Consider the following 23,877-nt stretch of genomic DNA (forward strand, 5'->3'; position numbering starts at 1 on the left):
TTTGTTTCGCGTCATGCAACGCGATGGCTGCCAGCATCTGGATTTCGGGCATGGCGGCCTTCGGGAAAGTGCGTGCCGCGCACGGGTTGCCGGGCACGCCCGCCGTCCGGATCATCGCGGCCTCCGTCGTGAAGACGTGCAGGCCGCCAACGCCGGATCTCGATGCTGTGCGCGTTGGACCCAGTGCGCTTCGCTCCACCGCTGTTGCTGTTGCCCGTGCCGTTCAAACTCATGAAAACCTTTTCCCTTTGTGCTGTCACGATGGCCACGCTCGCCATGGGCGTCTCCTCGATCACCAGCGCCCAGATCGCCTACCTGGGACCGGCAGGCAGTTGGACCCACCAGGCCTGCATGGACCTGTTCGGCGACACGAATCTGGTCGCGCTCGACAGGCAGGCGCTCTTCAAGGCCCTGCGCGCGAAAACCGTCGCCAAGGCCTGCGTGCCCGCCACGACGTCGGTGGTCGGGGCCACGCCCTATCTGGACGACGTGCTGGCGCTCGAGACCGTACATGTGGTGGGCGAGTACCCGAAGGCACTGGGCTACAGCCTGCTGGCCAAGCCCGGCACCCGCAAGGAGGACATCCGCACGGTGCTTGCGCACCCCGTGGCGCTGGAGGAGGTCAAGCCCTGGCTCGATCTGGAGATGCCGGACGTCGAACGCCAGCCGGCGGCCAGCGGCGGCGCCGCGGCGAAGTCGGTGGCGGAAGGGGCAGCGTCAGGCGTGGCCGCCATGGGGCCGCCCGGCGCGGCCCGCCTCTACGGCCTCACGTCGATCGTCAGCGGCATCGAGGAGGGGCCTCACAACACGACGCGCTGGTGGGTGCTGGGGCATGCGATCCCGGCACCCAGCGGCCATGACAAGACGACGCTGCTGCTGACCGTCGACGAAGAAGGTTTTCAGCGATCGCTGCAGGCGCTTGCGCAATCGGCCCGGGTCCTGGCGGTCTATGAACGCCCGGGCAAGCAATCGCTGGATGGGCACCGCTATGTCATCGACGTCGTGGGCCATGCCTCGCAGCCGGAAATCGCCAGGCTGCTGGCGGACCGTGCAGAGTTCCGGCTTCTCGGCTCCTACCCTCGAAGATATTGAATATCCCCTGGAGGCGCGCGCGCCGTGTGTGGGATTGCTCGACTTGGTCCTGTGCCCCCGGGTCGAGGCGAGAGCGGGAGGGGAGGGTGAGCGGCGTTCGAAGCGCGAGGTCGAAGGCGCGGACGGGCCTTTCAGTGCTTGAACCCGGACTCGCGCCGGGCTTGCAGTGCCAGGATGAAGACGGTCTCGATCCCGCCCAGGTAACGGTGCAGCGCCACATAGCCGCGATTGACCTTGCCGATGATCAGCTCGCGCTTTCCACCTGCGACGAGGCGGCCGATCAGCGGGCTGCGCGAAAGGATCTGAATGGCCTCGAAAATCTCCCCGACCCGGTTCGCCACATCGGCGACCTGGTGCTGTTCCAGATGGTCGATGAAGCGGTCGATGTCGTCCAGGACCCCCGGTGCGTGCTCGATGCGGACCCTGGGGCCGGTCAGAGCCCCGGCCTGTGCGCCAGAGGCCTGCGAGGTTTCTGGCCGGCCGCGCGTGCCTTCAAGTAGGCCGCAGCGTCCTCCCAGGCGACCGATTCGCCGGTGCGCTGCAACGCAGCCCATCGCTTGTCTGCGATTCGATGCAGCTCCTCGTCCAATTCGCTGCGTTCGACCATGTCGGACAGCGCGTCCAGGATGAACGCATGCGAAGACTTGCCCGACCTCGCAGCCGCAGCCGCGATGCGGGCCTTGAGCTCGTCTTCAAGGTGGATGGTCGTTGTCGGCATGTTGATGGACCTCATGACGTTGGCGGTGGCGCACACCGTAGCACACCTGTAGCACATCGGGCCTTCAGTTACCGTGCCGGTCCGGCCGTGACTGGCTGAATCATCCGGGGCGCTGCGACCGCAGCCGGAGATCGCCAAGCTGCTCGCGGAGCATGCGGAGTTCCGGCTTCTGCGCTCCTATCCGAGGCGGTATTGAACGCGGGCGCGGCGCCGCAGCGCCGACGGGCGCGAAGGCGTCAGCGATGGAAGCCCGAAGGGGCGAGACGCCTCCGGCGGCTCGATGCGCCGCGTGTGACCAGAAAGTCACATGAATCTCTGTTTCAAGAGGAAGAAATGACTTGATGAAACCGGCTGTTCCATCAGCCGTTCCCTAGGTGAGGATGGTCGTCAGGTCCTGCAGCGCCAGGGTCTGCGCGGGCGCAATGCTCAGGTCGCGCAGCCGCACCTGCGCCAGCGTGGCGGCCATGCGGGTGGCGCGCTCCACGTGCATCGGCTGAAGGTAGCGGTCGATGCTGGGCATCAGCGCCTCGATGCTCTCGTCGGCGGCGGTGGCAAAGCTCAGGCGCGCGGTGGTGCCCGGCGCGATCGACAGGCGCACGCGCAGGCAGGCGATGGGGTCCAGGCCGTTCACCTGCTTGCCCTGAGCCGTGAGCGGTTGCGGGTCGAGCACGGGGTCGGCCAGCGTGCGGTTGCGGCCGATGAAGGCGCGCCGGTCGGTCATGCAGTCGATCGACAGCACGTTGGCATCGACCGAGGCTAGGAAGTGCACCGCGGCCACCACCGCATCGCCATGCAGGCGCGGCTTGCGCGACAGCAGCAGCGCGCGCCAGGTGGGCTCCCAACGCGACTCGACGAACAGGTTGGCAAAAGCCGGATGCGCCTCGTCGGCCTTGGGGTTCGACAGCACGGGTTCGAAGTACGAGACGAGTTCGAGCGTGCGCGTTTCGTCGCCCGAGTTGTGCAGCGTGATGTTGCGCAGCTCGGTGTCGTCCTCGGGGCTGATGAGCACCGTGGTGCGCACTTGCAGCCCTGGGCCGGTCGCATCGAACTGCACCTGGTCGGCCAGGAAGCGGGTGCGGTAGTGCCAGTCGCCACCGGGCGCGGGCAGGGCGGTCAGCGAAGTGAGCTCGCTGTGGCCACCATCTTTGTCGATATCGCGCACATAGAAGAAGGTGCCGTAGCTGTCGCGCAGTGGATCGTCGCGCCAGCGCGTCACGTTGAACGCGCGCCAGCGGCTCACGCCCGCGCCGTTGGCCCGCAGCGCGACCGTGTAGCGGCCGTTCGACAGCAGATGCGTGGGCTGGAAGCCCGGGCCCGTCGGATCGACCACGCGTGGCTGGAACAGCGGCGCCAGTTCGGCCTGGCTGGGCTCGGGCGGCGTGCGCGGGTCGGCGCTGCCGATGATCTGACGCGGCGTGCGCTCGTGCAGCAGCGCCTCGTGCGCCTGCACGAGCGCGGCGCTGCCGAACCAGCGGCGCGGGGCGTCGGCGCACAGCACATTGCACAGCGCCACCAGCGACATGCCCTGGTGGTGCGCCATGAAGTTGCGCACCACGGTGAAGTCCTGGCCTTGGGCTTGGCGCGAGGTGGTGAAGTCGACCGCATCGAGAAAGCCGAATTCGCCACGCGCGCCGAGCGCTTCGAGCCGCTGCAGATTGAGCACCGCCGCTGCGGGCGCAAAGGGCGCGGCCATCAGGGTGGCGTAGGGCGCCACCACGCGATCGGTCGGCGGCGTGCGCCGCAGCGCCAGGCGCGGCACGCCGAAGGGCGAGTACTGGTAGGCCAGCGAATGGTCCTGCGCGAAGTAGGCCGACTCGGACACGCCCCACGGCATGTTCTGCGCGCGGCCGAAGGCCTGCTGCTCGGCAATGGCCGCGGCGTTGGCCACCTGCAGCAGGCCGTCGGTGGGCTCGGTCATCACGAGCGCCGGCATCAGGTACTCGAACATCGAGCCCGACCACGACTTCAGGCTGGGCTGGAAGCCCACCAGCAGGAACGGCCGGCCCAGCGCCATCCAGTGGCGGCGCGGCACGTCGCCCTTGGCAATCGCCAGGAAGCTCAGCAGGCGCGACTCGGAGGCCAGCAGGTCGTAGTAGCTGGCGTCGAGCACGTTCTCTTCGACGCGCAGGCCGATGTGGAACAGGTGGCGCTTGGCGTCGTAGAGGCCGCTGAAATCCATGCCGTCGTGGAGCGCGTCGCAACGCTGCGCCAGTGCTTCCAGCGCGGGGGCTTCGTGGGGCTGGCAGCCTTCTTCCGCCGCGAAGGCGCGGCAGGCCTGCGCGACGGTCACGAGGTGGCCCGCGAAGTTGCCGCTGTCGACGCTGGACACATAGTCGGGCGGCAGCGGCTTGAGCGTCTGCGTGTTGTACCAGTTGAACAGGTGGCCGTTGTGCTTCTGCATGCGGCCGACAGTGTCGAGCGTGGCCATGAGGCGTGCCAGCAGGCCGCCCGTGTCGATCCAGCGGAACTCACGCGCGCAACAGGCAGCCAGCAGGTACATGCCGATGTTGGTCGGCGAGGTGCGGTGCGCAAGGGTCGGCTGCGGTTCGAGCTGCAGGTTGTCGGGCGGCAGGTGGTTGTCGTCCGGCCCGACCACATGCTCGAAGAAGCGCCAAGTGTCGTGCGCCAGCGTGTCGAGGTAGTTGCGCTGCGCGGGCGCGAGCGGGTCTTCAAGGTCTCCCATCGCGGCGTCGACACGGCTGCCCCGCCAGGCGGCGATGGGCGCCAGCGCCCAGAGCACGAACAGCAGCGGGCCGATCACCGGGTACGCGCTCCAGTGTGCGAGCACGGCGAGCACGAGGCACACCGCGCTGCTCAGGGCCGTGCTGCGCACGAAGGGCTTCAAGCGCTGACTCGATTGCGCCTGCGCCTGATCGGCCGTCGTCCATTGCAGCAGGTGCCTGCGGCTCACGAGCAGCCGCCAGGTAGCGAGGAAGGCCGCGTCGAGCAGCAGCCGCGTCTGCGCCGCCAGCTGCACGAACTGCCAGGCAGCGCCGGCCATGGCGCGTAGCAGCTCGACTGCGCCCACGTCGAAGAAGTGGCGCAGCTCGATGGCGCGCCGTGTCGGCACCAGGCCGGCCAGCGCGCCCAGCAGCGGGCCCAGCGTGAGCGCCGCGCCGACGGCGGCTAGCGCCCAGCCCAGCGGCATGGCCTGCGTGAAGATCACCAGCACCAGCAGCGCGAAGGACGCCGGCACGACAAGCGAGCGGCGCAGGTTGTCGCTCATCTTCCACAGGCCCAGCGCGTCGATGCCGAAGCGGCGCGCGCGCCACATCAGCGGCAGCAGCTGCCAGTCGCCGCGCACCCAGCGGTGCACGCGCGAGGCGGCCACGCCGGCATGGTGCGGATGGTCTTCGACCAGCACCACGTCGCTGACCATCGCACAGCGCGCGACGCTGCCTTCGAGCAGGTCGTGGCTCAGCACGGCGCTGTCGGGCAGGCGGTTGTTCAGCGTGGCGTGTACCGCCCGCACGTTGAGCAGACCCTTGCCGGTGAAGGAGCCGCTGCCGAACACGTCCTGGTAGATGTCGGACGCGCCGCTCCCGTACGGGTCGAGCCCGCACTGTCCTGCGAACACCCCAATGGAAGAAGGAACGCTCGCTGTGCATCGGGAACGGTGTGACGATGCGCGGCTGCAAGATGCCGAAGCCCGCGACCACGCGTCGGCTTTGCATGTCGATCTCGGGCGCGTTCAGCGGATGCGCGGCAATGGACACGAGGTCGCGCAGCGCGCCGGGCGGCAGGCCGGTGTCGCTGTCGAGCGTGAGCACATAGGGCGTGCGGCCGTGCGCGAGCTGCTGGCCCGGCGCGAGCGGAAGAAAGCCGCCGGCGTCGCCGCTGGCCAGCAGGCGCATGAGCATTTCAAGCTTGCCGCGCTTGCGTTCCCAGCCCATCCAGCGCTGCTCGGTCTCGCTCCAGCTGCGCGGGCGATGCAGCAGCAGGAAGCGCGGTACGGCGCCTTCCTCCGGTGGGTACTTGGCGTTGAGTGCGGCGATATGCTGCTGGGCATCGTCGAGCAGGGGTCCGTCTTCGGGCATCGAGGCTTGTGAAGCATCGGCCCAGTCGGTCAACAGCGCGAACTGCGCGTGCGCCTCGCGGTTGGCGAGCCAGTGCAGTTCGAGCCGGTGCGCGAGCTTGGCGTTGTTCGCGATCGAACCCAGCATCGTGGGCATGACGACGAGCGCGCGGTGCCGCTCGGGAATGCCGTTCGCAAAATCGAGACGTGGCAAGGCCTGCACACGCACCGACTCCGCCATGATGCGTTGCGCCAGCGAAATTAGCGCTTCAGACAGCGGCCACGCGAGCAGGACCAGCGCCACAACCGTGGTCCAGTCGCCGCGATGCGGCAGGCCGTGCACCACGGCCGCCAGCAGCAGCGCGGTGCCGAGGAAGACGAAACCCACGTAGACGGGCAGGCGCCAGCCGCGATGGCTGCGCGCGGGGCTTCGTGGGCTCGTGGTGCGCGCGGCAGGGCCCGAAGGCCCGTTCGCCTGCAGCGACGCGATCAGCGCGAGCCGGCCCTGACCGAAGAGGTAGTAGCCGGCGGTGCGGTCGGCGCGGTCGGTCTCGGCGCCGGCTTCATCGGCCGGCGCGGCGGAGGCCAACGTGACCACGGCCTGCGCCACTTCGCGTTCGGGCCGCTCGGTGCTGCGCGCCACCTGCTCCATCGCATGTGTGATCTGCTGGCGCGTGAGTTCGCTCTCGTTCGCAAAGTTCGGCAGTTTGCGCAGCACGCGCAGCGAGCGGCTCACCGGTTCGATGAGGTCGCTCCACTCGACCTGGCCGATCATGCGCAGCGTCGTGATGATGTTGCCGACCGTGAGGTTGGCCGCGGCCTGCGCGTTCTGCGCGTCACCGATCAGTGCCGGGCCGTTGGGGCAATGCTGCTCGGTCCAGCGCACCAGCGCGGGCATGTCCTCGCCATGCTCGACGGGCAGGCGCTGCCACAGCTGCGTGAGGTAGCTGTCCTGTAGGCCGTGGCTTTGCAGCGCGCGGTAGAGCACGTCGAGGTCTTGCGCAGACAGGTGCGGCGCCGCGTCCCAGGCCGCATGCGCGATCTCGCGCGCGACCTTGTTCTGCGCAATGCTCTGGGCCGCGCGGCGCAGGTTCTCGAGCAGCACGACGCGCAAGGTCGTGGGCAGCGCCCACAGTTCGCCGAGCATGAGCTCGTCGATGTCCTGGTAGGCGTTGAGAAAGGCCGTGAACAGCGTCTTGTTGAGCACGCTGTCGGTATGCGCCACATAGGCCCACGCAATGCCGTACACGCGCGGCAGCCCCGCCAGCGGCGGCGTAACGAGCTTGGGCAGGCGTGCGTAGTAACTGCGCGGCACACCCTCATGGATTTGCTGGAGCTGCGCCTCGACGAGGTGGAAGTTGTCGAGCAGCCACTCGGCTGCCGGTGACACATAGCGACCGCTGCGGGAAATCAGCGCGATGTAGTCGAAGGCTGCGCGCAGCGATTCGAGGTTTTCGTCGACACGAGGAAAGAAGGGCGCCCCTTCGCGGACGTTGTGCGGATCGTTCTCGACCACCTGGGCACGGGCCAGACTGTGGCCGTGCTGTTCGAAACGTTGGGCGCCGAAGAGTTCGGCGCGGATCGGGAGCGCGGCCGGGTCGTGGGGACCGAGCAGAAGGGACCGGGCGTAGTGACTGAGCCCTTCAAGGCGGTCGACGACGGCAGCGGCGCTCAAGTGATGGCGAACAGACCGATGCCCAGGACCGCAACCACGCAGGCCATCGTGACGATGCGACCCGCAGCGAGCGCGCGCGCACGTTGCATATGGCTTCGCACCGAAAACCATCGCCCGTGAGCAAGCGCACAGTGGCGCATGTGTGAAGCCAGGGCTTCGAAATCGCTGCCGACGAAATCGACATGCGAATGGGAAAGGGACTGCGGGACGGACATTGCGACGGGCTCCTTGTGACGACTTCGAGCTGCCGCGCGATTGCGAGAACTGTGAACGTGTTCCGACCGTACGCTTTTAATTGACCTTACGGGTGCCTGTTTTCACGATGCCCGACGTAGGAAGATGCTACGCATTCGCGGTTGAGGACCGTCTGTCACAGCTGATTCTTTGGCGCAGCTACCCCATGCCGCCTATCTGAAGCACAAGCGACCAGCCGGCGTACTCGTGTCAATACACCGAAATTCCAAACGCTCTGTGGCTTGGGCGCTCCTTGGTGTCGATATGCAGCAGATTCCCTGGAGCTTTGTGCTCGTAGCGCACGATCGGCTCTACAGGCTCCAGGTCGCTCAGCTTGGATATGCCCGCTCGCGCCAGAACGCGGCTGACCGTGGACTTCGAGACGCCCACGCTTCGTGCAATGCGCGCCCGCAGCATTCGACGCTTGCGCAGCTCGACGATCAGAAGCGGCTTGCCTGCGTTGATCGCCTTGGGAGAACGCAGGGGCCTGGAGGGGGCTTCGACCAAAGCGGCTTCGCCACCTGCCAGATAGCGACAAACCACTTCCTGGCAGTCGGTGCAGTGACACCGTGCGCAGCTGCAGCTCGCCTTCATCTTTTTTTGCATTCGAGCGGCATTCCAGCCGTCGTCGTTAGCCAGGCCGGGGATGAAGGACCGCCGGCTGCAAGCAAGCGTGGGCCTGAGCACACCATCCGCGCCTGCGGATGACGGAGGGCTTGCTTCCGCTTTGGCCATGAACACCACTACAGCTGTCAAGGCTTCAAAGGTTCCGAGTTGAGCGAGTGCTTTCGATACCTTGTCGTCAAAGTAATAGAGCTGCTTGCTCAATGCCGCAATCGATTCGAGATCAACCAAGATCGCCAGGGAATACGCATCCTGCGCCGGTCGCTGCCCGAACACACCGTTTCGCAAGATCGCGCGCAGCATCCATGAAGGCGCCCGCGAGGTGGCACGATCCATCGCGCAGACGACGGAGTGCAGACAGTCGCGAAGGGACCGCAAGAAGGTGGAGATGCTGTTCGCCCACCTCAAGCGCATCATGAAGCTGGATCGCCTGCGGCTTCGCGGCCTCAGTGGGGCCCGGGCCGAGTTCTTGATGGCGGCCACAGCCCAGAACCTCAGGCGAATGGCCAAGTGGCTGATGCCATCCGAAGCAGACACGGCACCGAAGAGCGCGTGAGGTAAGCCGGCAAGACTTACCATGTGTTCCCGCATCGCCAACTCGACTGCGAATCGTTGGGGTCGCCAGCGCAGGCTAGATCCAAGGCGAGTTTTTCAACACAATCGCTGCTTGGCTGTCTCTGACTTACAGGGCTACCGTGCTGCGAACAGTTGCCGACCGGGTTTGCATTCGCTCGGGAACTGTGACGACATCGTGGTGGGAGCGAACCGCGTGGCCTCGATGGCCGAGTGCGGTCACAGAGGCGCGTCGGCGCCTCTTTTCACCTATTCGTGCTTGGAGTGAGCGGTGCTTGATGATTCCCCGTGGATGTAGTGAGCCTTGGTGCGCGCTTCACGTAGAGCGAATTTCGATGATCGCCTCGCAAAAGCGACGGCTTTTATTCTTCGAGAAGCTGATATGGCCTGAGCTCCAATGCCAATGCCAGACGCTCAAGATTGTCGAGTGAAATGTTGCGCGCTTGACGTTCAACGTGAGCGACAAAGGTCCGATGCAGCCCTGCCTCGAACGCCAGGGCCTCTTGCGACCATCCCCTTAATCCGCGCTGCCGGATCAAATTCAACGCAAGCACTTCCCTTGCCGAGACTTCAGGTTGCTTCGAAGAATTCCTAGAACTTGTCACAGAGGAAGTCTTCGAGAAAGCTGCTTTTGCGTCAGCCGTGTTTGAGTCACAATCGACAGGCCTGCTGCTTCTGCTAGGGGTCTGTGTTCATGCAAAATGTCCGGCTTCCGTCTCCGTTTCCTACCGGGCGCTCGCCGAAGCTGCCGGCGTCGATCACGCGCACTCGGTCGAGGCAACCCGCACCTGCCGTGCGCAGCCTGTCCGCGGCGCGTATCGGTGCGCAGGTGAGGGCGCTGCGTATGGCGGCCGATGTGTCCGGCGGCGCGCTGGCCAAGATTTCAGGGATTTCTTCCTCGATGCTCTCGCGCATCGAGCGCGGGCTGGTCTCGCCTTCGGTGGAGACCTTGGAGCGTCTCGCGAAGGGTTTGGGTGTGCCGGCGTCGCGCTTCTTCGGCGATCAGGCGCGACGCACGGACTTCTGCCACGTGCGCGCAGGGCAGGGCGTCGTGGTTGATCGCGTCGGTGCGGTTTCGGACTACCGCTACGAGCTGCTGGGGCATCTGCTGTCGGGCAATCTGTTCGTCGAGCCCTACCTGGTCACGCTGCTGCCCGGCGCCGATCCCTACGTGACCTTTCAGCATCCGGGCCTCAAGTTCCTGTACTTCCTCTCCGGGGAGGTCAGCTACCGCTATGGCGCCAAGATGGTCGAGGTGAGGGCAGGGGACTCGCTGCTGTTCGAGGCCACGGCGCTGCATGGGATCGAGGCGATTCAAGGCGGGCCGGTGTCCTACCTCTCGGTGGTGTTCACGTTGCGCGATTAAGGGCGTGGGGCGGGTCTGCTCGGCGCAACGGCCGGGCGATCGCCCTGCGCGTCGCTGCGGAAGGCGCGGAGGTCACATTGCGTGTGGAGACGACGGAGAGCGCGGGCGAGACGGCTGCCGCCGCACCCGCTTCCCCGCGTGGGGGCGCCCGAGGTGATCGCTGCGGCCGTGGCTTCCTCTCGTCGTGCCATGCGGGCTGCATCGCCGGCAGCCGCCTCGTGGTCGACGAAGGCCCGCTCTGGAACCATCAAGAACAGTGAAACCTGGAGCGCGCGGGCCGGACCGCTATGGCGACTTCGTGGGGCATCCAGGCGCTGCAGCAACTGGGTGCCGGCACCAACCCAGCGAGCGAGTGCATAGCATTTGCTATACAATTTGGCCATGAAGACGACCCAACTTCCTCCGGTGCGGGTGACAGCCGCCGTTCGAGAACAGATCGAACGCGTGCTGCTCGACGGCGAAACGCTGTCGCATTTTGTCGAGCAGGCTGCGATCGATGCGGCCCGTCGTCGCAAGGCGCAGCAGGAATTCGTGGCGCGTGGACGCGCATCGCTCGCTCGCGCGCTTGAGACGGGCGAGTCCTATGCGGCAGACGAGGTGCTCGATGCAATGAAGTCCCGGCTCGACATCGCGCGCAACGCAGTCGAGACGGCGCGGGGCGGCGCCTCCACACGGCGTCCGTGACATACGTCGTGCGCTTGACGCGCGAGGCGGTGGAAGATCTGCAGCGTCTTGAAGCCTTCCTCCTTGATGTTGCGCTCAAGCACGGAGACTGGGCGTTGCCGGATCGCGCGCTCCTGGCCATCCGAAGCGAGTTCCGTATCCTGGAGACCAATCCATTCACATGTCGGCTGGCCTTCGACGACCGGCTGGAGCGGGAGCTCGTCATTCCATTCGGCGCATCAGGCTACGTTGCGTTGTTCCATGTCGTCGGCGAAAGGGAGATCGTGGTATCTGCCATTCGGCATCAGCGAGAGGACGACTACCACTGACAGTAAGCGCGAGGCAGCGAATCGCGATCGTGGCGCGCTTGCCTCGAACGCCGCTGCGATCCGCGATCGACGAAGCCGATTCGGCGGCCAGCCGAGGCAAGGGCATCTTCTGCGCTGTCGCTGTGGGTGCATCCATGAGCACCTCGGGGAGTCCGTACGCCGGTGGCGTGGGGATGACCTGGGCAAGAAAACGCTCAGAAATGGCCGACACCGCCGACGGCACATGGGTCGAGCGGGCGGCCGGGCACCGTGGCCCGTTTGCGATGCCATCGTCGAAGCTGCGCCTCGTTGCATTGCAGGTCGCGTGAGCTGAGCGCCCGGCCAGGCGCTGACGTCTGGAGGAGCCCATCGCGCGGCGATTCCCGCCCCGAGATAAAGAAGAGGTGCCGGGCCTCCCTTCGAAAACAATCCCTTCGAAAACACTCGCAGAGTTCGGGCTCCTTCGGGGCGCTTGTGGAGGGTGGGGTGGGCTTGCCTGTGAGCCCCAAGGCTACCCCCTCGTTCTCGCGTTCAAGGCCCTGCGCGCGCTACGCGTGCTCGGCGCGTGCCGCGCGCCTGCGGCGGCCTTGAGCGCTGCGCTGCGACGGGGTCGTGGGGGCACGCAGGCAATCCCGCCTGTGTCTTCCACAGGAGTTCATCGTCATGAACGCTTCCTCTTGCTTTTCTTTCATGTCCTCGTCGGCCGGCGAGGCTGCCGGCACGCTCTCGGCGCGCGATCTGCGGGTGCTCGAGGCGCTGCGACCCTTTCTCGGCGCGGAGGCCGAGGCGCTGTTCGAGGCGCACGGGCGCTCGCTGCACAGGCTGGTCGGCTTCGCGCGGGACACGTCGGGCATCGGCTGGCTGCAGATGCTCGCGGCCTGCGCCTGGCGCGGGAGCTGCTCATGGAGGATGTGCGTCCGTCTGAGGCCTTCCGTTCCCCCTACGCGGTGTCGGACTATCTGAAGCTGCACTTCGCCGGGCAGGCGCACGAGAGTTTCGCAGTGCTGTTCCTGAGTGCGCAGAACACGATGCTGGCCTTCGAGGACATGTTCCGCGGCACGCTGACGCAGGCGGAGGTCTATCCGCGCGAGGTGGTCAAGCGCGCGCTGCAGCTCAATGCCTCGGCGGTGATCCTGGCGCACAACCATCCCTCGGGCCATGTCGAGCCGTCCGAGGCGGACGTGACGCTCACGCGGGTGCTCAAGGATGCATTGGCGCTCGTGGACGTGCAGGTGCTCGACCACGTCGTGGTGGGGAACAACCGCGCCGCGTCGATGGCCGAGCGCGGCTTCGTCTGAGGGCCGTCCGCGGGCGCTTCGGCGCCCGTGTTTGCTTTCTTTGCCCGCAGGGCGCGTGCGGGTGCACGCACATGCCCGGATTGCAGATTGCGCATAGCCGGCAGGTCCGGCGGTGTTCGCCCGGTACGGGACGGGTCAGGGCGGCCCAGGATCGTTGATCGGCGCAGCGACGTAGTCGGTGCGTGTATGCGGCACATCCACCACATCCACGACCTCGGGGTGCCGCAAATAAACGATCAGGTAGGGGTACCTGGGCAGGTTCCATGAACGCAGGCCGGGCATGCCCAGCTCGACCTCAAGACGCGGCGAGCCAGCGTCGGGATTTCGCTTGATGAGCTCGTAGGCTTTCTGCAGTTCATCCACAAAGCCCTTGGCCGCGCTCGGTGCCTGCATGGTGACCGCGTCGTACTGAATTGCGGCGGTGATCTGCGCATCGGCACGCGGGCGAACAAGGAATCGCCTGACGCGCTTCGCGCTCAAGTCGCTTTCTTCCTTACAGCCTTCGCGGGTGCAACCGCGGTCTTGCGCTCAGCGGAAACCTTCGGCGCGAGCGCGCCCGCTGCCTCAACGTGGGCGATCTCGGCCCGCAATCCATCGAAGTGCGCCGACGTCCACTCGACGGCAGGCCCGGATTCGAGGCCAGCAAAGATGGCTGCTCGAAACTGCTCGCGCGCCAAATCCCGCCGGATGAGGTCACGCATGTATTCGCTCGCATTTCCATAACGGCGATCCGCGACCTGAGCATCCACAAACGCCTTCATTTCGTCCGGAAGGGAATATGTTCATCGTCGTCATGGACAACACTTTGACGTGCGATGGCAAACTTTGCCATAGGCCGGATTGTGCCGGCGGCCGCGGCTGGCGCCGTTGTAGCTTGGTCGGCATGCGCTGGACCTCTTCGCCTGCCCTGCACAGGTCAAGCCGCAGTCTTCGTCCGAGATGCCCATCGCCCTCATCTGCGACGGATCGCTTCGCGCTTCTCGCCGACGGCGCGCGCACCGATCACGCCTTTGCCCCGGCGCGCCGGAGCCTTGCCCAGATCGCGGGCGAGAGCGACGGCTTCTTCGCGCGTGTCCGAAATGAAAACGGACCTGATCACGTCGTTCACTCTGGTTTGCCAGCCGCGACCGCCAGACTTCAGTGCCTCCAGGACGTCGGCATCAAACCGGATCGTGGTCGATACCGTCGGCGTTTCTTTGACAGTGCCCGCCGGCCGACCGCGCTTTCGTGCCCCGATCTGCTCGGGCGTGTGCACGGCAGCATGTTCGCCGCGCTTCATCTCTCCGATGGACTGGAGCAGATCCTTCTCGAATTGCACCATTTCCTTGTCAATCTTTGGCATCAAGAGCCTCCTTCAGTTTCAACAGGGCGGCGGCGGGGATGTTGTCGAACTTGGCCTTCACGTAGATGAGCAGCAGCACAAGATCGCCCTGTTCTTTGCGATTGAAATAGATCACGCGGGCGCCGCCCCACTTGCCGATACCGGCGCGAGTCCAACGAATAACTATAAATATAAGGTGCAAGATTTATTTGTCTCTGCAGGAAATAACGCCGCCTTCGGCAACCCTCGTCCTGACCGGGTCATCGCAGCCTGGCGCACCCACTTGCGCCGCACGTTCTCGTCCGCATCGAGGTCATCCACCAACGTGCCTGCCTCCGGCTTGAACTCGCGGCTGAATTGCCTTCTCGCTGCCATGAACCACCTTCGATTTCGTTTCACAACTTGACAAGGTGCCTTTGAAGTTGGCACAAGCCCGAGGACGTGAATGGGACGGGCCAGGTCGACTGAGGCGACCGGCGCGAGGGCGGCTTTCGTCGCATCGAAGAAGGGCGCGGCGCTGCCTGCATTCATGGCAGTTGTGTCACGAGCTGTGTCACGTTTTCGTCCCGCGGTAGCCCTCGTGAAGCGGACGCATCCGAAACGGCTGCTGCGCGTGGATCCGCGCCGACCCTTCAGCGTGGGCGCCCGGTGCTCGGGCTGGGCCGAGAACGAGGTCCTTTCCCCAGACCGTCGCCTCGAGTCTGGTACTGATGCGGCGTCCGATCTCCCAGTCCAGGCCAACAGTTCGGTATTGACCCTGCCAGCGGCCCGCTTGCCGAAAAAGCCACCACGGAATCGCTGCTCCAGCGCTGCAACACCTCGATCCGGCCATGCTGCCGCGCTCGGGATCGCGATTCGATCCTCTGGCGCCCTTTCGGCCGAAGCCGAGTTCGCTTTGCGGCGCGACGCGTGGAGAATGCGAGATGACTTCCCCAATCTCTGCTCCCCTCGCCCCGGATCCTCTCGCCGTTCTGCGCGCGGTGGCCCGCATGGATCTGTCTCTCGGCATCGCCATCAGCCAAAGCCTGGGGCGACCCGTTGTCGAGGATCTGGCGGAACTGCGCACGCGGGGCTACGTCCGAGAAGTTTCCAGTCCCCGGCACGACGGAACGCCAGGCCATCTGCACACGATCACGGTGCAGGGGCGCGAGGCGCTGCAAAGGCAGGACGCGCAGACCCCGTCCGCGCCCGTGCCAACCCTCGGACCCAGGCCTCCACTGCATCGCGAAACCTACACCGGCAGCGAGTTGCGCCCCTTCACCGGACGCGCGGGATCCATGGATGCGATGAAGTACCCGAGCCGCGTCGGTAGCCAGTTGCGCTATCCCGGCGACGATGGCAGCGAGCCTGGCCGCAAGGACGTAAAACCACCGCGCAAGACTTGAGCCCATCCGAGTGCTCCGTTGGAGCCGCGGCTGCATCGGACTGATGGCCGGCAGAGGCCTGAGCGTGATGCCAGTTCCTGACGATGGCCGCTCACGCTCGGCGGGGGCGCCGAGGGCAAGGAAAGGGCAAGCGCAAGGGCCTGCTGACTTCCATCCAGGTGGGCCAGGTTTTTGCGCCGGGCGGCGGCCGACGCATCGGGCCGCAACTGCGGCCGATCCACCAGCACCTGAACCACTCCACGTGGTCGCGGCAGCCTGTCGCGCGCGGCGCAGACATCCGCATCGCGGACCGGGCGGCGCTGTTGTCGCAGGCGATCGCCGAGCCCTCGCTTTGGATGCCTCTGAAGATCCTGGAAGGGGCAGGGCGGGTGAAGGCGCCAGAAGCAGGGCAGTTCGTGTTCTTCGGCCTGCAGCGCGGAAGCCTGGCCCACACGCTGGCCAGCTTCCGTTCAGGTGATCTGCCGGTGTCCCCTGCCCAAGGCATTGAGGACGGAAAGCTCGAAGTCCTGGCGATCCTGTCTGGGCCGGTCTTCTTGTCGATGACCGAAAGGGCGCTGCGGCGGCGGGACATCGCGGCTGCGGCTGCGGCCACTGCGGCGGTGCGCCGTGGCTGTGCCTGCGTGCGGACCTGATCGCTGTCCTGCTGGCGCAGTGCATCCGCCTGCGCCTGTTTCTGCAGCTTCCCGATCCGTTTTCGTGGTACCGACTGCCGCGAACTACTTCGGCCATGTCAGCAAGGCGAAGGCGCTCGAAACCGTGGCAGAGGCGACCGGCGAGCACGGCACGCCGCTTGTGGCGGTGATGAAGAAGACCGACGCTGCAGCGTACTGCGCCCGCCGGTTGGAGGGCACGCGTTGGCTCCCCTCTCCGCTGCGCCCGCTCGCGGCGGCACCACGCCATGGAGAGGAAGAGGCGTAGCCGGTAGGTAGGCGGCTCGATCTCGTCTCTCGTGCCCCTCGATGCTGGTTTGGCTGTTTTCTTGTTCGGCATGCCGAACATCGAGGGGTTGCCGCGGGGCCCGCCATAGACGATGGCGGGTCTTTTTGTTCCTGTCCTCATGTTCCTTTTTTTCGATGCGACGGAGTGACCGGAGGGGTGGACCGGTCCGACCCGGCGAGGGGGCTCGGATGCGCCTCGAGCGCGCACGCGATCAGGGAGGGTGGTGAGAGGGCGAACATGGGATGCCGAACGTGAGACGCAGAACGCAAAGTCCTTGTGCGGCTATGAGGGCAGGATAGACTGACGTCAGACATTGTTTACTGCAACGGCGTTGCAATGACCAAGACCTCTCGAACCAGCCGCGTGATAGGTACCCGGGTGTCGCCCGAAACGAGGGCGCGGTTCGCCGTGCTGGCCGCGCGGCATCACCTCAGTGCGTCGAATCTGCTGGCGAAGATGGTCGACGAAGTGCTCAAGACCAATGGCGACATCTCGCCAGGCTCGGGCGGACCGAGATCCCCATGCGAATCGGAAAACAGCGTTGGCCTGGCGGACCGCATCACGCTGCGGCTTCGCAATGGCGATCGCGCGCTGGCGGCGCAGCGCGCCCATTCCCGTGGGATGAAGACCGGCAGCTACCGGACCATGCTGATCCACAACCATGTCCGTGACGCGGCCGTGCTGCCGCCGAACGAACTGGACCAGATCAAAGTGACCGGCGCCCGACTGGCCGCGTTGGGGCGGCAGCTTCGAATGTTCGGCATGCCGAACACGATGCCGGCGCCGATGACACCGGACCTCAGCGAAGCGATCGCGCGGGTCCGGCAGGAAGTCGAGGTGGCACGCGAGGCCGCGGCCGCCATCGTGCGCCGCAACCTCATCAGCTGGGAGACCGGCGAAGGGAGCTGCCATGCCTGAACAGACGGTGCGCTTGGGCCGAAGCAGCCGCGGCTCCACGGGTGCGCCGCGCGACATGACGCTGGACATCGTGAGCTACGGTCGGCGAGGGCCAGGTGGTCAGCTCCGCTTCGGCGCCGACCAGATCGCACAGATCCAGCGCACGGTGGGGCGTACGCCCGAGGTGATGGTGAAGGTCTCCGGCGGCGGGCGGGACATCGGTGGTGTCGAGGCCCACCTGCGCTACATCGGCCGTCACGGCAGGGTGCCGATCGAAACCGATGAGGGGCTGGCGCAGCAGGGCCGGGGTGCAGCCAAGGAGATCACGGCCGACTGGCAGCTTGAGCTTTGCAGAAGCCAGCACAAGCCGCGACCCGCTCCGGGGCAGAAAGACACGCGTGCGAAGTTGGTCCACAACATCGTCCTGTCCATGCCCGCCGGCACGCCACCGGAAAAAGTACTGGCCGCCGCACGCGTCTTTGCGCGCGAGAACTTCGCGCTGCAGTATCGCTATGCCATGGTGCTGCACACCGATCAGCCGCACCCGCACGTGCACCTGGTGGTCAAGTGCGAACACGAGTTCGAGCCCGGCAAGCGCCTCTACATCCGCAAGGACACGCTGCGCCAGTGGCGCGAGCAGTTTGCCGCGCTGATGCGTGAGCAGGGCGTGGCGGCCAATGCGACGCCGCGGCAGGTGCGCGGGCAAGTTCGCAAACCCTATCGAGATCCGATCCATCATCGATTGCGGGCGTTGCGGGCCTTTGCGAAGTTGTCGCTCGCCGAGCGCGATGGATGTCGGGCGCCGAAGCCATCCACGGTGATGCGGACGAAGTTGGAACAGGTGCTGCGGAGCCTCAAAGCGGGGCGGGGCGCTCCAGACGCGGGTCAGGCAAAGATGCAAGACACCCGCCAAGAGGTGTTGGCGGACTGGCACGCAACGGTGGGCATGTTGAGGAGACAGGGCGAAACGAGATTGGCTGCACAGGCGGATCGCTTCACGGAGCGCATGCCGGCGGTGCAGACCGATGATCAGCGGTTGGCGAATGGCTGGAGAGAGCAGGTGAAACACCAGACTTTAAGACCCAGCGATATCAAGTCACCGGGGCCAAAGTTCCGGTGAGGTACCGCACGACTGTGGCAGTCGCGGCGGCCCATATGTCTGCTTCAGACTGAGGCCGTGTGGAAACGCAATTGGCACGCCAGTACGCCGAACACGAGACTTGAGGTCGCGTCATTGAGTCTGCTGGTGCCATTCAGCGTTTGTCGCCGCGTAACCGTGCTTCGCTCTGTTCATGATGTCTCGGACCACCTTCAGCGGTCTTTAAAAGGGCTCACGCCCTCGCCAGCTTCATCGCCTTCATCGTTCTGACCATGCCCAGGATGGCGATCACCCGCTCGAGGTTGTAAGCCAGCACGTGCAGGTTCATCTCGGTGCTGACGTGCTCCAGCGTCTTCGTCATGAAGTGCGTCCTGGGCTGCTGCCGGTTTCAAAGACACCTTGTTAAGGTGTGAAATGAAACCGGAGGTGGTTCATGGGAACGAGAAGGCAATTCAGCCGAGAGTTCAAGCTTGAGGCTGTCAAGCTGGTGAAGGAACGAGGCGTGTCGATGGCGCAGGCTGCACGCGACCTCGATGTGCACGAGAACGTGCTGCGCAAATGGGTACGTGAGGCGACTGCGGACCCGAAGCAGGCGTTCCCTGGTCAGGGCGTGATGAAGCCCGAACAGGCTGAGCTGGAGCGTTTGAGGAAGGAGAACGCCAAGCTGCGCATGGAGCGTGATCTGTTGAAAAAAGCGGCGGCCTACTTCGCCAAGGAGTCGATGTGAAGTTCGGCTTCGTCGCGAAACACCGAGGGACGTGGCCGTTGGCAATGATGTGCGAGGCGCTCGGTGTCCCGCGAAGCGGCTTCTATGCGTGGCTCAGCAGGCCCCGAAGCCAACGCAGTCTGGAAGACGAGGTGCTCGGCAGCCAGGTGCGCCAGAGCTTCCTGGGCAGCGACCGCACCTATGGCGCCCGGCGCGTGTGGCATGACGTGCTGGCACTGGGTCAAAGATGCGGATTGCATCGCGTTGAACGGCTCATGCGTGAACAGGCCCTGCGTGCGAGGCCACGACCGACGCCGAGGCTTGCCGCAAGACCGAGGCCAGCGCAGCGCTATCGCCGACAACGTGTTGGACAGTCAGTTCCAGGCTGATGCGCCCAACCAGAAGTGGGTGGCCGACTTCAGTGTGCCGCAGCAAGCGGCGTGAGAGATGAGGGTATGGCCCCCCGCCATCGGCTTGCAGGAGCAGGTGGCAAACCACCATGAGCGGCTTGGGTCAAAAGCCCTAGTCGTGAGCGTCATGGAAAAGGTGCTCTTGAAGCATCAGGTGTGGATCAACGAAGACGAACAACAGTGAACTGCCGTTCAAGTGTCGAAAGCACTCAAATGACGTCGAAACCGGGGAGTGAAGTTGCCCCGGGAGAGGCTGGGACGGAACCTGCTTACGGTCCCAGCGGCGTCCGGCATAGAGGCAGCGTGAGCGTGATCCGGGCTCTTGCGTTGAACTGCGGGAAAACCGGCAGCAGCCCATACGTCGCAGCCTATTGAAAGCCTCGCCTCGCCGATTGGCGAGACCGTTTTCTACCCATCAACTTGCTCCGGGCCTACATCGCCGCCCGTAGAGCCAGGAGTCCGCCTTGACATCGACCACTTCCCTTTTTCGACGCACCGTTTCGACAGCTCATCTGCGCAGCCCAGTCGCGACAACTTGAATTCGTCCCTGCTCGTCGTGGCGACGCTTCGGGTCGGTGACCGAGTGGTCACCGCCAACCTGGCCGTGTCGCAGGTTCAGCCGCAGGTGGTCGACAATCGGCCGCCCCAAGTCGTGAACATCAGTCCGCACCGTCGTGCAGGGCCGAACGGCCTCGTTCGCGACTGTGGAAGCCAAGGTCGATGCCAGCACACAGGCGCCAGGCGGCTTCAGCGTTTCGCAGCACGTCTACTCGCAAACGCTGCAGGCCGACGCGAACGGAAACTTCTCGTTCAGCTTCTCGCCGAGGTTCCCGATTCCCGGCACACGCTATGAGGTGTCTCTTGTATCCACCAAGGCCGGGGTGGCGAGCGACTCCCGACTGACCCTTTACCAGCGCTAGTTCGAGGCCTGGAGATGGAGACTCAAGAAGGAGCCATCTTCAACATAGCCGATTGCACCATCACTGCAGGCGCGGCACTGCTGGGTCTGGCTGAAATCAGACGGCACGGTTCGCTTGAACCAGATTCCTCCTTTGCTCTGAAACGAGCCGGCTCCATTGCTGCAACAGTTGATAGGCACGCTGAAATGTTCGAAGGCATGAAGCGCCCACATGTCTGTGGCACCTCAACCCCCGGCCAGTAGCCGCAATCGAAAATACCGTCGGGTAGAAAAGGAACGGTGTACCAACGACAGCGTTCAAGGGCAATGGGTTGGCTTGACCTTCATCGGCAACCACATGCGATTGCGCGCCGCCCCGAGTCCGTTCTGGGTTTGCATTGACAGTTTCCACCGACGCGTGGCGCACCATAAAAACAGTGCACGTTAATGAGGCGATCGGCTCCCTGTCACTGTGGCGAAAGATCACCGCTGGCGGATCTGAGAACTGGACGGCCGCCGCTTAGGTCGAGCAGGCGCTACATTGCGAATAGCCTATGTCCGAATACGGGCGTATACCCTTTACGCGAAGTACGAAAAAAGCTGACACTAAATCAATACTTGGTACAATGTGTTACGCGGCCTGAATCTTGGAGGCTCGAATGATTCAAGAAGATGCCGTCCTCCTTTGCGAAGACGCAGCGTTGGCGACGCTGCGTGAACTCTTGCATGAAGCCGAGTTCGGTTCGCTAAATTGCATCGCGCTTCGCGTCTATTGCTCGGATGGCTCTTGGAAAGACCTTGTGCTTGGGGGCATCGAGAAAGAGCAGGCGAAGGCTCGGGCTCACCTCCGCGGCTCAATCGAATGAGCGGCCTGAGGCAAGATAGCCATCGACGGCTGGCCCGGTCTCCTTGGGGGATCAGCCGCTTCCGGCTTGTCGGCGACAGCGCAGTGTTCGCCTCACCGCAGGGACGTGCCGCGAAGCACGCGACGAGTCTCTCTTTCAAGCTCCCCTCTGCTTGAAGGCAGTCAATTCTTGCGTGCCTGAAGCGACGCCACAGGCGAGTCATATCGGCCTTGCAAATCAAGCAAGTACAACTGGCCTGATGTTGGGGGAGCAAGGTGCAGGAGATGTGCACTTGGCTTCATATCGGCCCCATCAGATCAGTCTCAAAAAAGCAGCGAGATGCGTCGGACTTTCCTCCGCGCAAGCGACACAAACTGGAAGCGGCATATGAGCCCGCTCAAAGGACCAAGGCGGCATTTCATTTCTCGATTGCGAGTTGCTCAGAAGTACCGGCGTTCTTGGGAGATGAACATGATCACGATCCGGCTATTTGCTTCTAACCGCCGCTGTCGATCCTGATGGAGCAGGTGGCCGAGGCGAGCCTCGTGCCGATTAGCCGCTACGCACAAAACCATGCGATTGCCTGAAGACGGATGCCCAAAGCGTTGGAAGCCGCATAGCTAGGTGCCGTCGTGACAATGGCATAAACCCTTGCCTTCAGAGGAGCTACTCTGAGAATAAAACCGAAGCTTAATTCATAAAGCAAGCAGCCGGCACCGCAAAACTCTCTTCGGACGCATCAAATCTGAAAATACAAATTCCTTTTTTCTTCTGGCGCATGCCATCATCCACTCATTCTGAGTGGCATTCTTTTTTTTAATCGACACTCGCGAATTCACCGTCCGCATCTGGCTAGCCTGCAGAGGGATATCTGCCACTGAGCAACCAGGTACGGCCTCATGAAATTCTCAATCAGCTCTCTTTTAAGATCTCGGGTGCTTGGAGCCTCGTTGCTCCTGAGCTCTCTGATCGTTGGCTGCGGTGGTGGTGGTGGCGGCGGTCTGGGTCCAATCCTGGGTCCGCCAGCGCTTGGCGTCGCACCCACCGTGACATCCACTTCGCCGGCCGCCAAGGAGCCGCCGGTCACCGGCGTCGCTACCAGCAGCAGCGTGCAGGCGACATTCAGCAAGCCAATGGCCGCCGGCAGCCTCTCGACCACCAGCTTCACGCTCGCCTGTCCGGCGGGTTCGCCCGTCAGCGCATCGGTGACCTACGATGCGGCCACGTCGACGGCCACATTGACGCCCGCCGCGGCGCTGCCGCCCGGCACGCTGTGCGTTGCGACGGTCGCCACGTCGGCGCGCGACACCACCGGGCTCGCACTGGCCAGTAACTTCAGTTGGCGCTTCCGCACTGCGGCCCTGCCCGATGCCACCCGCCCCACGGTCATCCTGACGGTGCCGGCTGCGGCGTCCACAGGCGTGGCAACCAACACGCGCATCACGGCGACCTTCAGCGAAGCAATGAATCCAGCCACGATCTCGAGCGCCAGCTTTGCGATCACGAGCGGCAACCTCGCCACTGCCGTCAGCGGTACGGTGACCTACGCGGCTTCCAGCCGCACTGCGACGTTCACACCGACTGCTTCCACGCTCCCTGTGAACACCCTGTTCACCGCAACGATCACAACCGCCGCAACTGACGCGTCGGGCAATGCACTCGCCGGCAATACGGCCGTCGCACCCAACGCGGGCAACCATGTCTGGACCTTCATGACGGGGTCGACGGCGGACGCGGTCCCTCCGACGGTGCTCGGCGTCAATCCGATCGCGGGCGCTGCCGGCGTATGCCGCAACAAGTCGGTCAATGCGACCTTCAGCGAACCCATGGATCCGTCTTCGTTCGACGAGACGACCTTCCGGATCGCCGACAACGGCGTGGTGGTCCCGGGCACTGTGAGTTATGACCCCGTGAATCGGATCGCCAGTTTCGCGCCCAGCGCGCCGGCAGGCTTCGCCGCCAACGCGACGCTCTCCGCCACCATCGTCTCTGGCGCAGCCGGCGTGCGGGACTTGGCGGGCAACCCGCTCGCGCTCGATGTCGTATGGAGCTTCTCGACCAGTGCCCAGCCTTGCGTCCCAGCGGTCGATCTGCGATCGATTGCGAGCTTCGGTGCTTTCGGCGGCGGCGCCGGCATAACCAACCAGGGCATCAATACTGTGATCGGCGGCAATCTTGGCACGACCGCAGCATGCACGCTCGTGACCGGCCTGCACGATCCGTTCGACGTCTATACGCAGACGCCGCTGAACGTCGGCGCGGTCGACGGCACGATCTACTGCGCACCGCCCGCACCAGGCACGGTGGCGAAGTTCGACTTCGCGACGCAGGCCCGCGCAGACGCTCAGGCGAGCTACAACCAGCTCGCTGCGCTGCCGGCCGGCAGCGACCCCGGCGCGGGTCAACTCGGTGGACTGATTCTGCCGCCCGCCGTCTACACCGCCGCGGGAGGCACGTTCTCGATCACCTCCGGAGACCTGACGCTCGATGCACAGGGCGATGCCAACGCGACATGGGTGTTCCAGAGCTCCGCCTCCATGACGATCGGCCTGCCTGGCATACCGCGCCGCGTGTTCCTCATCAACGGCGCCAAGGCGGCCAACGTGTTCTGGCAGGTCGGCTCCGCCGGACGGATCGAGGACGGCAGCTCGATGGTCGGCACCATCATCGCGCCCGCCGGCGTGACGATTTCCACCGCCGGCCAGACGGTGCAGACGACCTTGACGGGCCGAGCCATCGGCTTGACCGCCTCGGTCACCATGGTCAACACAACGATCGTCGCGCCATGACGCGCCCGATGCTCAACCCCGT

General features: G+C 64.9%; 25 protein-coding genes and 5 pseudogenes. 16 read left to right on the plus strand and 14 right to left on the minus strand.

From position 1 onward, the window contains the following. Positions 1–11 precede the first annotated feature (11 nt). Entirely contained in the window at positions 12–278 is a 267-nt protein-coding gene (locus QFZ42_RS09250; RefSeq protein ID WP_307700681.1) for a hypothetical protein, read from the minus strand. On the opposite strand from QFZ42_RS09250, the gene QFZ42_RS09255 reads away from it, so the two are divergent. Then, positions 262–1,092 (plus strand): prephenate dehydratase, encoded by an 831-nt coding sequence (locus tag QFZ42_RS09255; RefSeq protein ID WP_307700682.1) that lies wholly within the window; start codon positions 262–264, stop codon positions 1,090–1,092. The two genes, QFZ42_RS09250 and QFZ42_RS09255, sit on opposite strands and share 17 nt — an antisense overlap. Positions 1,093–1,223: 131 nt before the next feature. On the opposite strand, the gene QFZ42_RS09260 is transcribed toward QFZ42_RS09255, so the two are convergent. The 6 genes and pseudogenes from QFZ42_RS09260 to QFZ42_RS09285 all read right to left on the minus strand — a co-directional run. Continuing rightward, the gene (locus QFZ42_RS09260; RefSeq protein ID WP_307700683.1) at positions 1,224–1,646 is read right to left on the minus strand and encodes a type II toxin-antitoxin system RelE/ParE family toxin; all 423 of its coding nucleotides are present in this window, start codon (positions 1,644–1,646) and stop codon (positions 1,224–1,226) included. 53 nt (positions 1,647–1,699) lie between these two features. After that, positions 1,700–1,867 (minus strand): annotated as a pseudogene (locus QFZ42_RS09265) (ribbon-helix-helix protein, CopG family); the annotation flags it as partial. A 313-nt stretch (positions 1,868–2,180) separates the two neighbouring features. Then, the gene (locus tag QFZ42_RS09270; protein WP_307704202.1) at positions 2,181–4,493 is read right to left on the minus strand and encodes a glucoamylase family protein; all 2,313 of its coding nucleotides are present in this window, start codon (positions 4,491–4,493) and stop codon (positions 2,181–2,183) included. Next, complete coding sequence (locus tag QFZ42_RS09275) at positions 4,480–7,500, minus strand: hypothetical protein (protein ID WP_307700684.1); 3,021 nt, start codon at positions 7,498–7,500, stop codon at positions 4,480–4,482. Before QFZ42_RS09275 ends, QFZ42_RS09270 begins: the two co-directional genes overlap by 14 nt. Next, the gene (locus QFZ42_RS09280; RefSeq protein ID WP_307700685.1) at positions 7,497–7,715 is read right to left on the minus strand and encodes a hypothetical protein; all 219 of its coding nucleotides are present in this window, start codon (positions 7,713–7,715) and stop codon (positions 7,497–7,499) included. The genes QFZ42_RS09275 and QFZ42_RS09280 overlap by 4 nt, the downstream gene beginning before the upstream one ends. A gap of 244 nt (positions 7,716–7,959) precedes the next feature. Then, positions 7,960–8,321, minus strand: a pseudogene (locus QFZ42_RS09285) (helix-turn-helix domain-containing protein); the annotation flags it as partial. Between the two features lie 302 nt (positions 8,322–8,623). Between QFZ42_RS09285 and QFZ42_RS09290 the strand changes: the two are divergent. Further along, positions 8,624–8,914 (plus strand): annotated as a pseudogene (locus QFZ42_RS09290) (transposase); the annotation flags it as partial. A 379-nt stretch (positions 8,915–9,293) separates the two neighbouring features. Here QFZ42_RS09290 and QFZ42_RS09295 read toward each other — a convergent pair. After that, positions 9,294–9,536 carry a helix-turn-helix domain-containing protein gene (locus tag QFZ42_RS09295; protein ID WP_307700686.1) on the minus strand — a complete coding sequence of 81 codons (243 nt, stop codon included), beginning with the start codon at positions 9,534–9,536 and terminating at the stop codon, positions 9,294–9,296. A gap of 188 nt (positions 9,537–9,724) precedes the next feature. Here QFZ42_RS09295 and QFZ42_RS09300 point away from each other — a divergent pair, with 188 nt between their 5' ends. The 5 genes from QFZ42_RS09300 to radC all read left to right on the plus strand — a co-directional run bounded on the left by QFZ42_RS09300 (position 9,725) and on the right by radC (position 12,566). Then, positions 9,725–10,297 (plus strand): helix-turn-helix domain-containing protein, encoded by a 573-nt coding sequence (locus QFZ42_RS09300; RefSeq protein ID WP_307700687.1) that lies wholly within the window; start codon positions 9,725–9,727, stop codon positions 10,295–10,297. Between the two features lie 381 nt (positions 10,298–10,678). Beyond that, positions 10,679–10,981, plus strand: a complete 303-nt coding sequence (locus QFZ42_RS09305) for a YlcI/YnfO family protein (RefSeq protein WP_307700688.1) — start codon at positions 10,679–10,681, stop codon at positions 10,979–10,981. Further along, positions 10,978–11,289, plus strand: a complete 312-nt coding sequence (locus tag QFZ42_RS09310) for a type II toxin-antitoxin system RelE/ParE family toxin (protein WP_307700689.1) — start codon at positions 10,978–10,980, stop codon at positions 11,287–11,289. Before QFZ42_RS09305 ends, QFZ42_RS09310 begins: the two co-directional genes overlap by 4 nt. Positions 11,290–11,931: 642 nt before the next feature. After that, a complete protein-coding gene (locus QFZ42_RS09315; RefSeq protein ID WP_307704332.1) occupies positions 11,932–12,231 on the plus strand; it encodes a hypothetical protein in 300 nt (99 codons plus the stop codon). Continuing rightward, the gene (gene radC, locus QFZ42_RS09320) at positions 12,171–12,566 is read left to right on the plus strand and encodes a RadC family protein (RefSeq protein ID WP_373423324.1); all 396 of its coding nucleotides are present in this window, start codon (positions 12,171–12,173) and stop codon (positions 12,564–12,566) included. The genes QFZ42_RS09315 and radC overlap by 61 nt, the downstream gene beginning before the upstream one ends. 135 nt (positions 12,567–12,701) lie before the next feature. Here radC and QFZ42_RS09325 read toward each other — a convergent pair whose 3' ends face one another. The 5 genes and pseudogenes from QFZ42_RS09325 to QFZ42_RS09345 all read right to left on the minus strand — a co-directional run bounded on the left by QFZ42_RS09325 (position 12,702) and on the right by QFZ42_RS09345 (position 14,418). Continuing rightward, positions 12,702–13,046, minus strand: a complete 345-nt coding sequence (locus QFZ42_RS09325; protein WP_307700690.1) for a type II toxin-antitoxin system RelE/ParE family toxin — start codon at positions 13,044–13,046, stop codon at positions 12,702–12,704. Then, positions 13,043–13,330: pseudogene (locus tag QFZ42_RS09330) on the minus strand (ribbon-helix-helix domain-containing protein); the annotation flags it as partial. The gene QFZ42_RS09325 and the pseudogene QFZ42_RS09330, both read right to left, overlap by 4 nt. Positions 13,331–13,518: 188 nt before the next feature. Further along, positions 13,519–13,908, minus strand: a complete 390-nt coding sequence (locus tag QFZ42_RS09335) for a BrnA antitoxin family protein (protein ID WP_307700692.1) — start codon at positions 13,906–13,908, stop codon at positions 13,519–13,521. Beyond that, on the minus strand, positions 13,895–14,089 hold the full coding sequence (locus QFZ42_RS09340) for a hypothetical protein (protein ID WP_307700693.1): 195 nt from the start codon (positions 14,087–14,089) through the stop codon (positions 13,895–13,897). The genes QFZ42_RS09335 and QFZ42_RS09340 overlap by 14 nt, the downstream gene beginning before the upstream one ends. Further along, positions 14,071–14,418: a hypothetical protein gene (locus QFZ42_RS09345; protein ID WP_307700694.1), complete on the minus strand. Its 348-nt coding sequence runs from the start codon at positions 14,416–14,418 to the stop codon at positions 14,071–14,073. The genes QFZ42_RS09340 and QFZ42_RS09345 overlap by 19 nt, the downstream gene beginning before the upstream one ends. A gap of 392 nt (positions 14,419–14,810) precedes the next feature. Here QFZ42_RS09345 and QFZ42_RS09350 point away from each other — a divergent pair, with 392 nt between their 5' ends. From QFZ42_RS09350 to QFZ42_RS09370, 5 genes are all read left to right on the plus strand, one after another. Then, positions 14,811–15,272, plus strand: a complete 462-nt coding sequence (locus tag QFZ42_RS09350) for a hypothetical protein (protein WP_307700695.1) — start codon at positions 14,811–14,813, stop codon at positions 15,270–15,272. A gap of 83 nt (positions 15,273–15,355) precedes the next feature. Then, positions 15,356–15,904, plus strand: coding sequence for a hypothetical protein (locus QFZ42_RS09355; protein ID WP_307700696.1), 549 nt, complete (start codon positions 15,356–15,358; stop codon positions 15,902–15,904). Positions 15,905–15,968: 64 nt separating this feature from the next. Then, positions 15,969–16,190, plus strand: coding sequence for a hypothetical protein (locus QFZ42_RS09360; protein ID WP_307700697.1), 222 nt, complete (start codon positions 15,969–15,971; stop codon positions 16,188–16,190). A gap of 357 nt (positions 16,191–16,547) precedes the next feature. Next, positions 16,548–17,129, plus strand: coding sequence for a hypothetical protein (locus tag QFZ42_RS09365; protein WP_307700698.1), 582 nt, complete (start codon positions 16,548–16,550; stop codon positions 17,127–17,129). Continuing rightward, entirely contained in the window at positions 17,122–18,228 is a 1,107-nt protein-coding gene (locus QFZ42_RS09370; protein WP_307700699.1) for a relaxase/mobilization nuclease domain-containing protein, read from the plus strand. Before QFZ42_RS09365 ends, QFZ42_RS09370 begins: the two co-directional genes overlap by 8 nt. A gap of 211 nt (positions 18,229–18,439) precedes the next feature. On the opposite strand, the gene QFZ42_RS09375 is transcribed toward QFZ42_RS09370, so the two are convergent. Beyond that, positions 18,440–18,568 (minus strand): hypothetical protein, encoded by a 129-nt coding sequence (locus tag QFZ42_RS09375; protein WP_307700700.1) that lies wholly within the window; start codon positions 18,566–18,568, stop codon positions 18,440–18,442. Positions 18,569–18,640: 72 nt separating this feature from the next. On the opposite strand from QFZ42_RS09375, the pseudogene QFZ42_RS09380 reads away from it, so the two are divergent. From QFZ42_RS09380 to QFZ42_RS09395, 4 genes and pseudogenes are all read left to right on the plus strand, one after another. Then, positions 18,641–19,336: pseudogene (locus tag QFZ42_RS09380) on the plus strand (IS3 family transposase); the annotation flags it as partial. Positions 19,337–19,997: 661 nt separating this feature from the next. Then, complete coding sequence (locus tag QFZ42_RS09385) at positions 19,998–20,243, plus strand: hypothetical protein (protein WP_307700701.1); 246 nt, start codon at positions 19,998–20,000, stop codon at positions 20,241–20,243. Positions 20,244–20,880: 637 nt separating this feature from the next. Further along, the gene (locus QFZ42_RS09390; RefSeq protein ID WP_307700702.1) at positions 20,881–21,087 is read left to right on the plus strand and encodes a hypothetical protein; all 207 of its coding nucleotides are present in this window, start codon (positions 20,881–20,883) and stop codon (positions 21,085–21,087) included. A gap of 1,025 nt (positions 21,088–22,112) precedes the next feature. Further along, on the plus strand, positions 22,113–23,855 hold the full coding sequence (locus QFZ42_RS09395) for an Ig-like domain-containing protein (RefSeq protein WP_307700703.1): 1,743 nt from the start codon (positions 22,113–22,115) through the stop codon (positions 23,853–23,855). The last annotated feature ends 22 nt before the right edge of the window (positions 23,856–23,877 follow it).

The sequence above is a fragment of the Variovorax paradoxus genome (genome assembly GCF_030815855.1).
GTDB classification, from domain to species: Bacteria; Pseudomonadota; Gammaproteobacteria; order Burkholderiales; family Burkholderiaceae_C; genus Variovorax; species Variovorax paradoxus_M.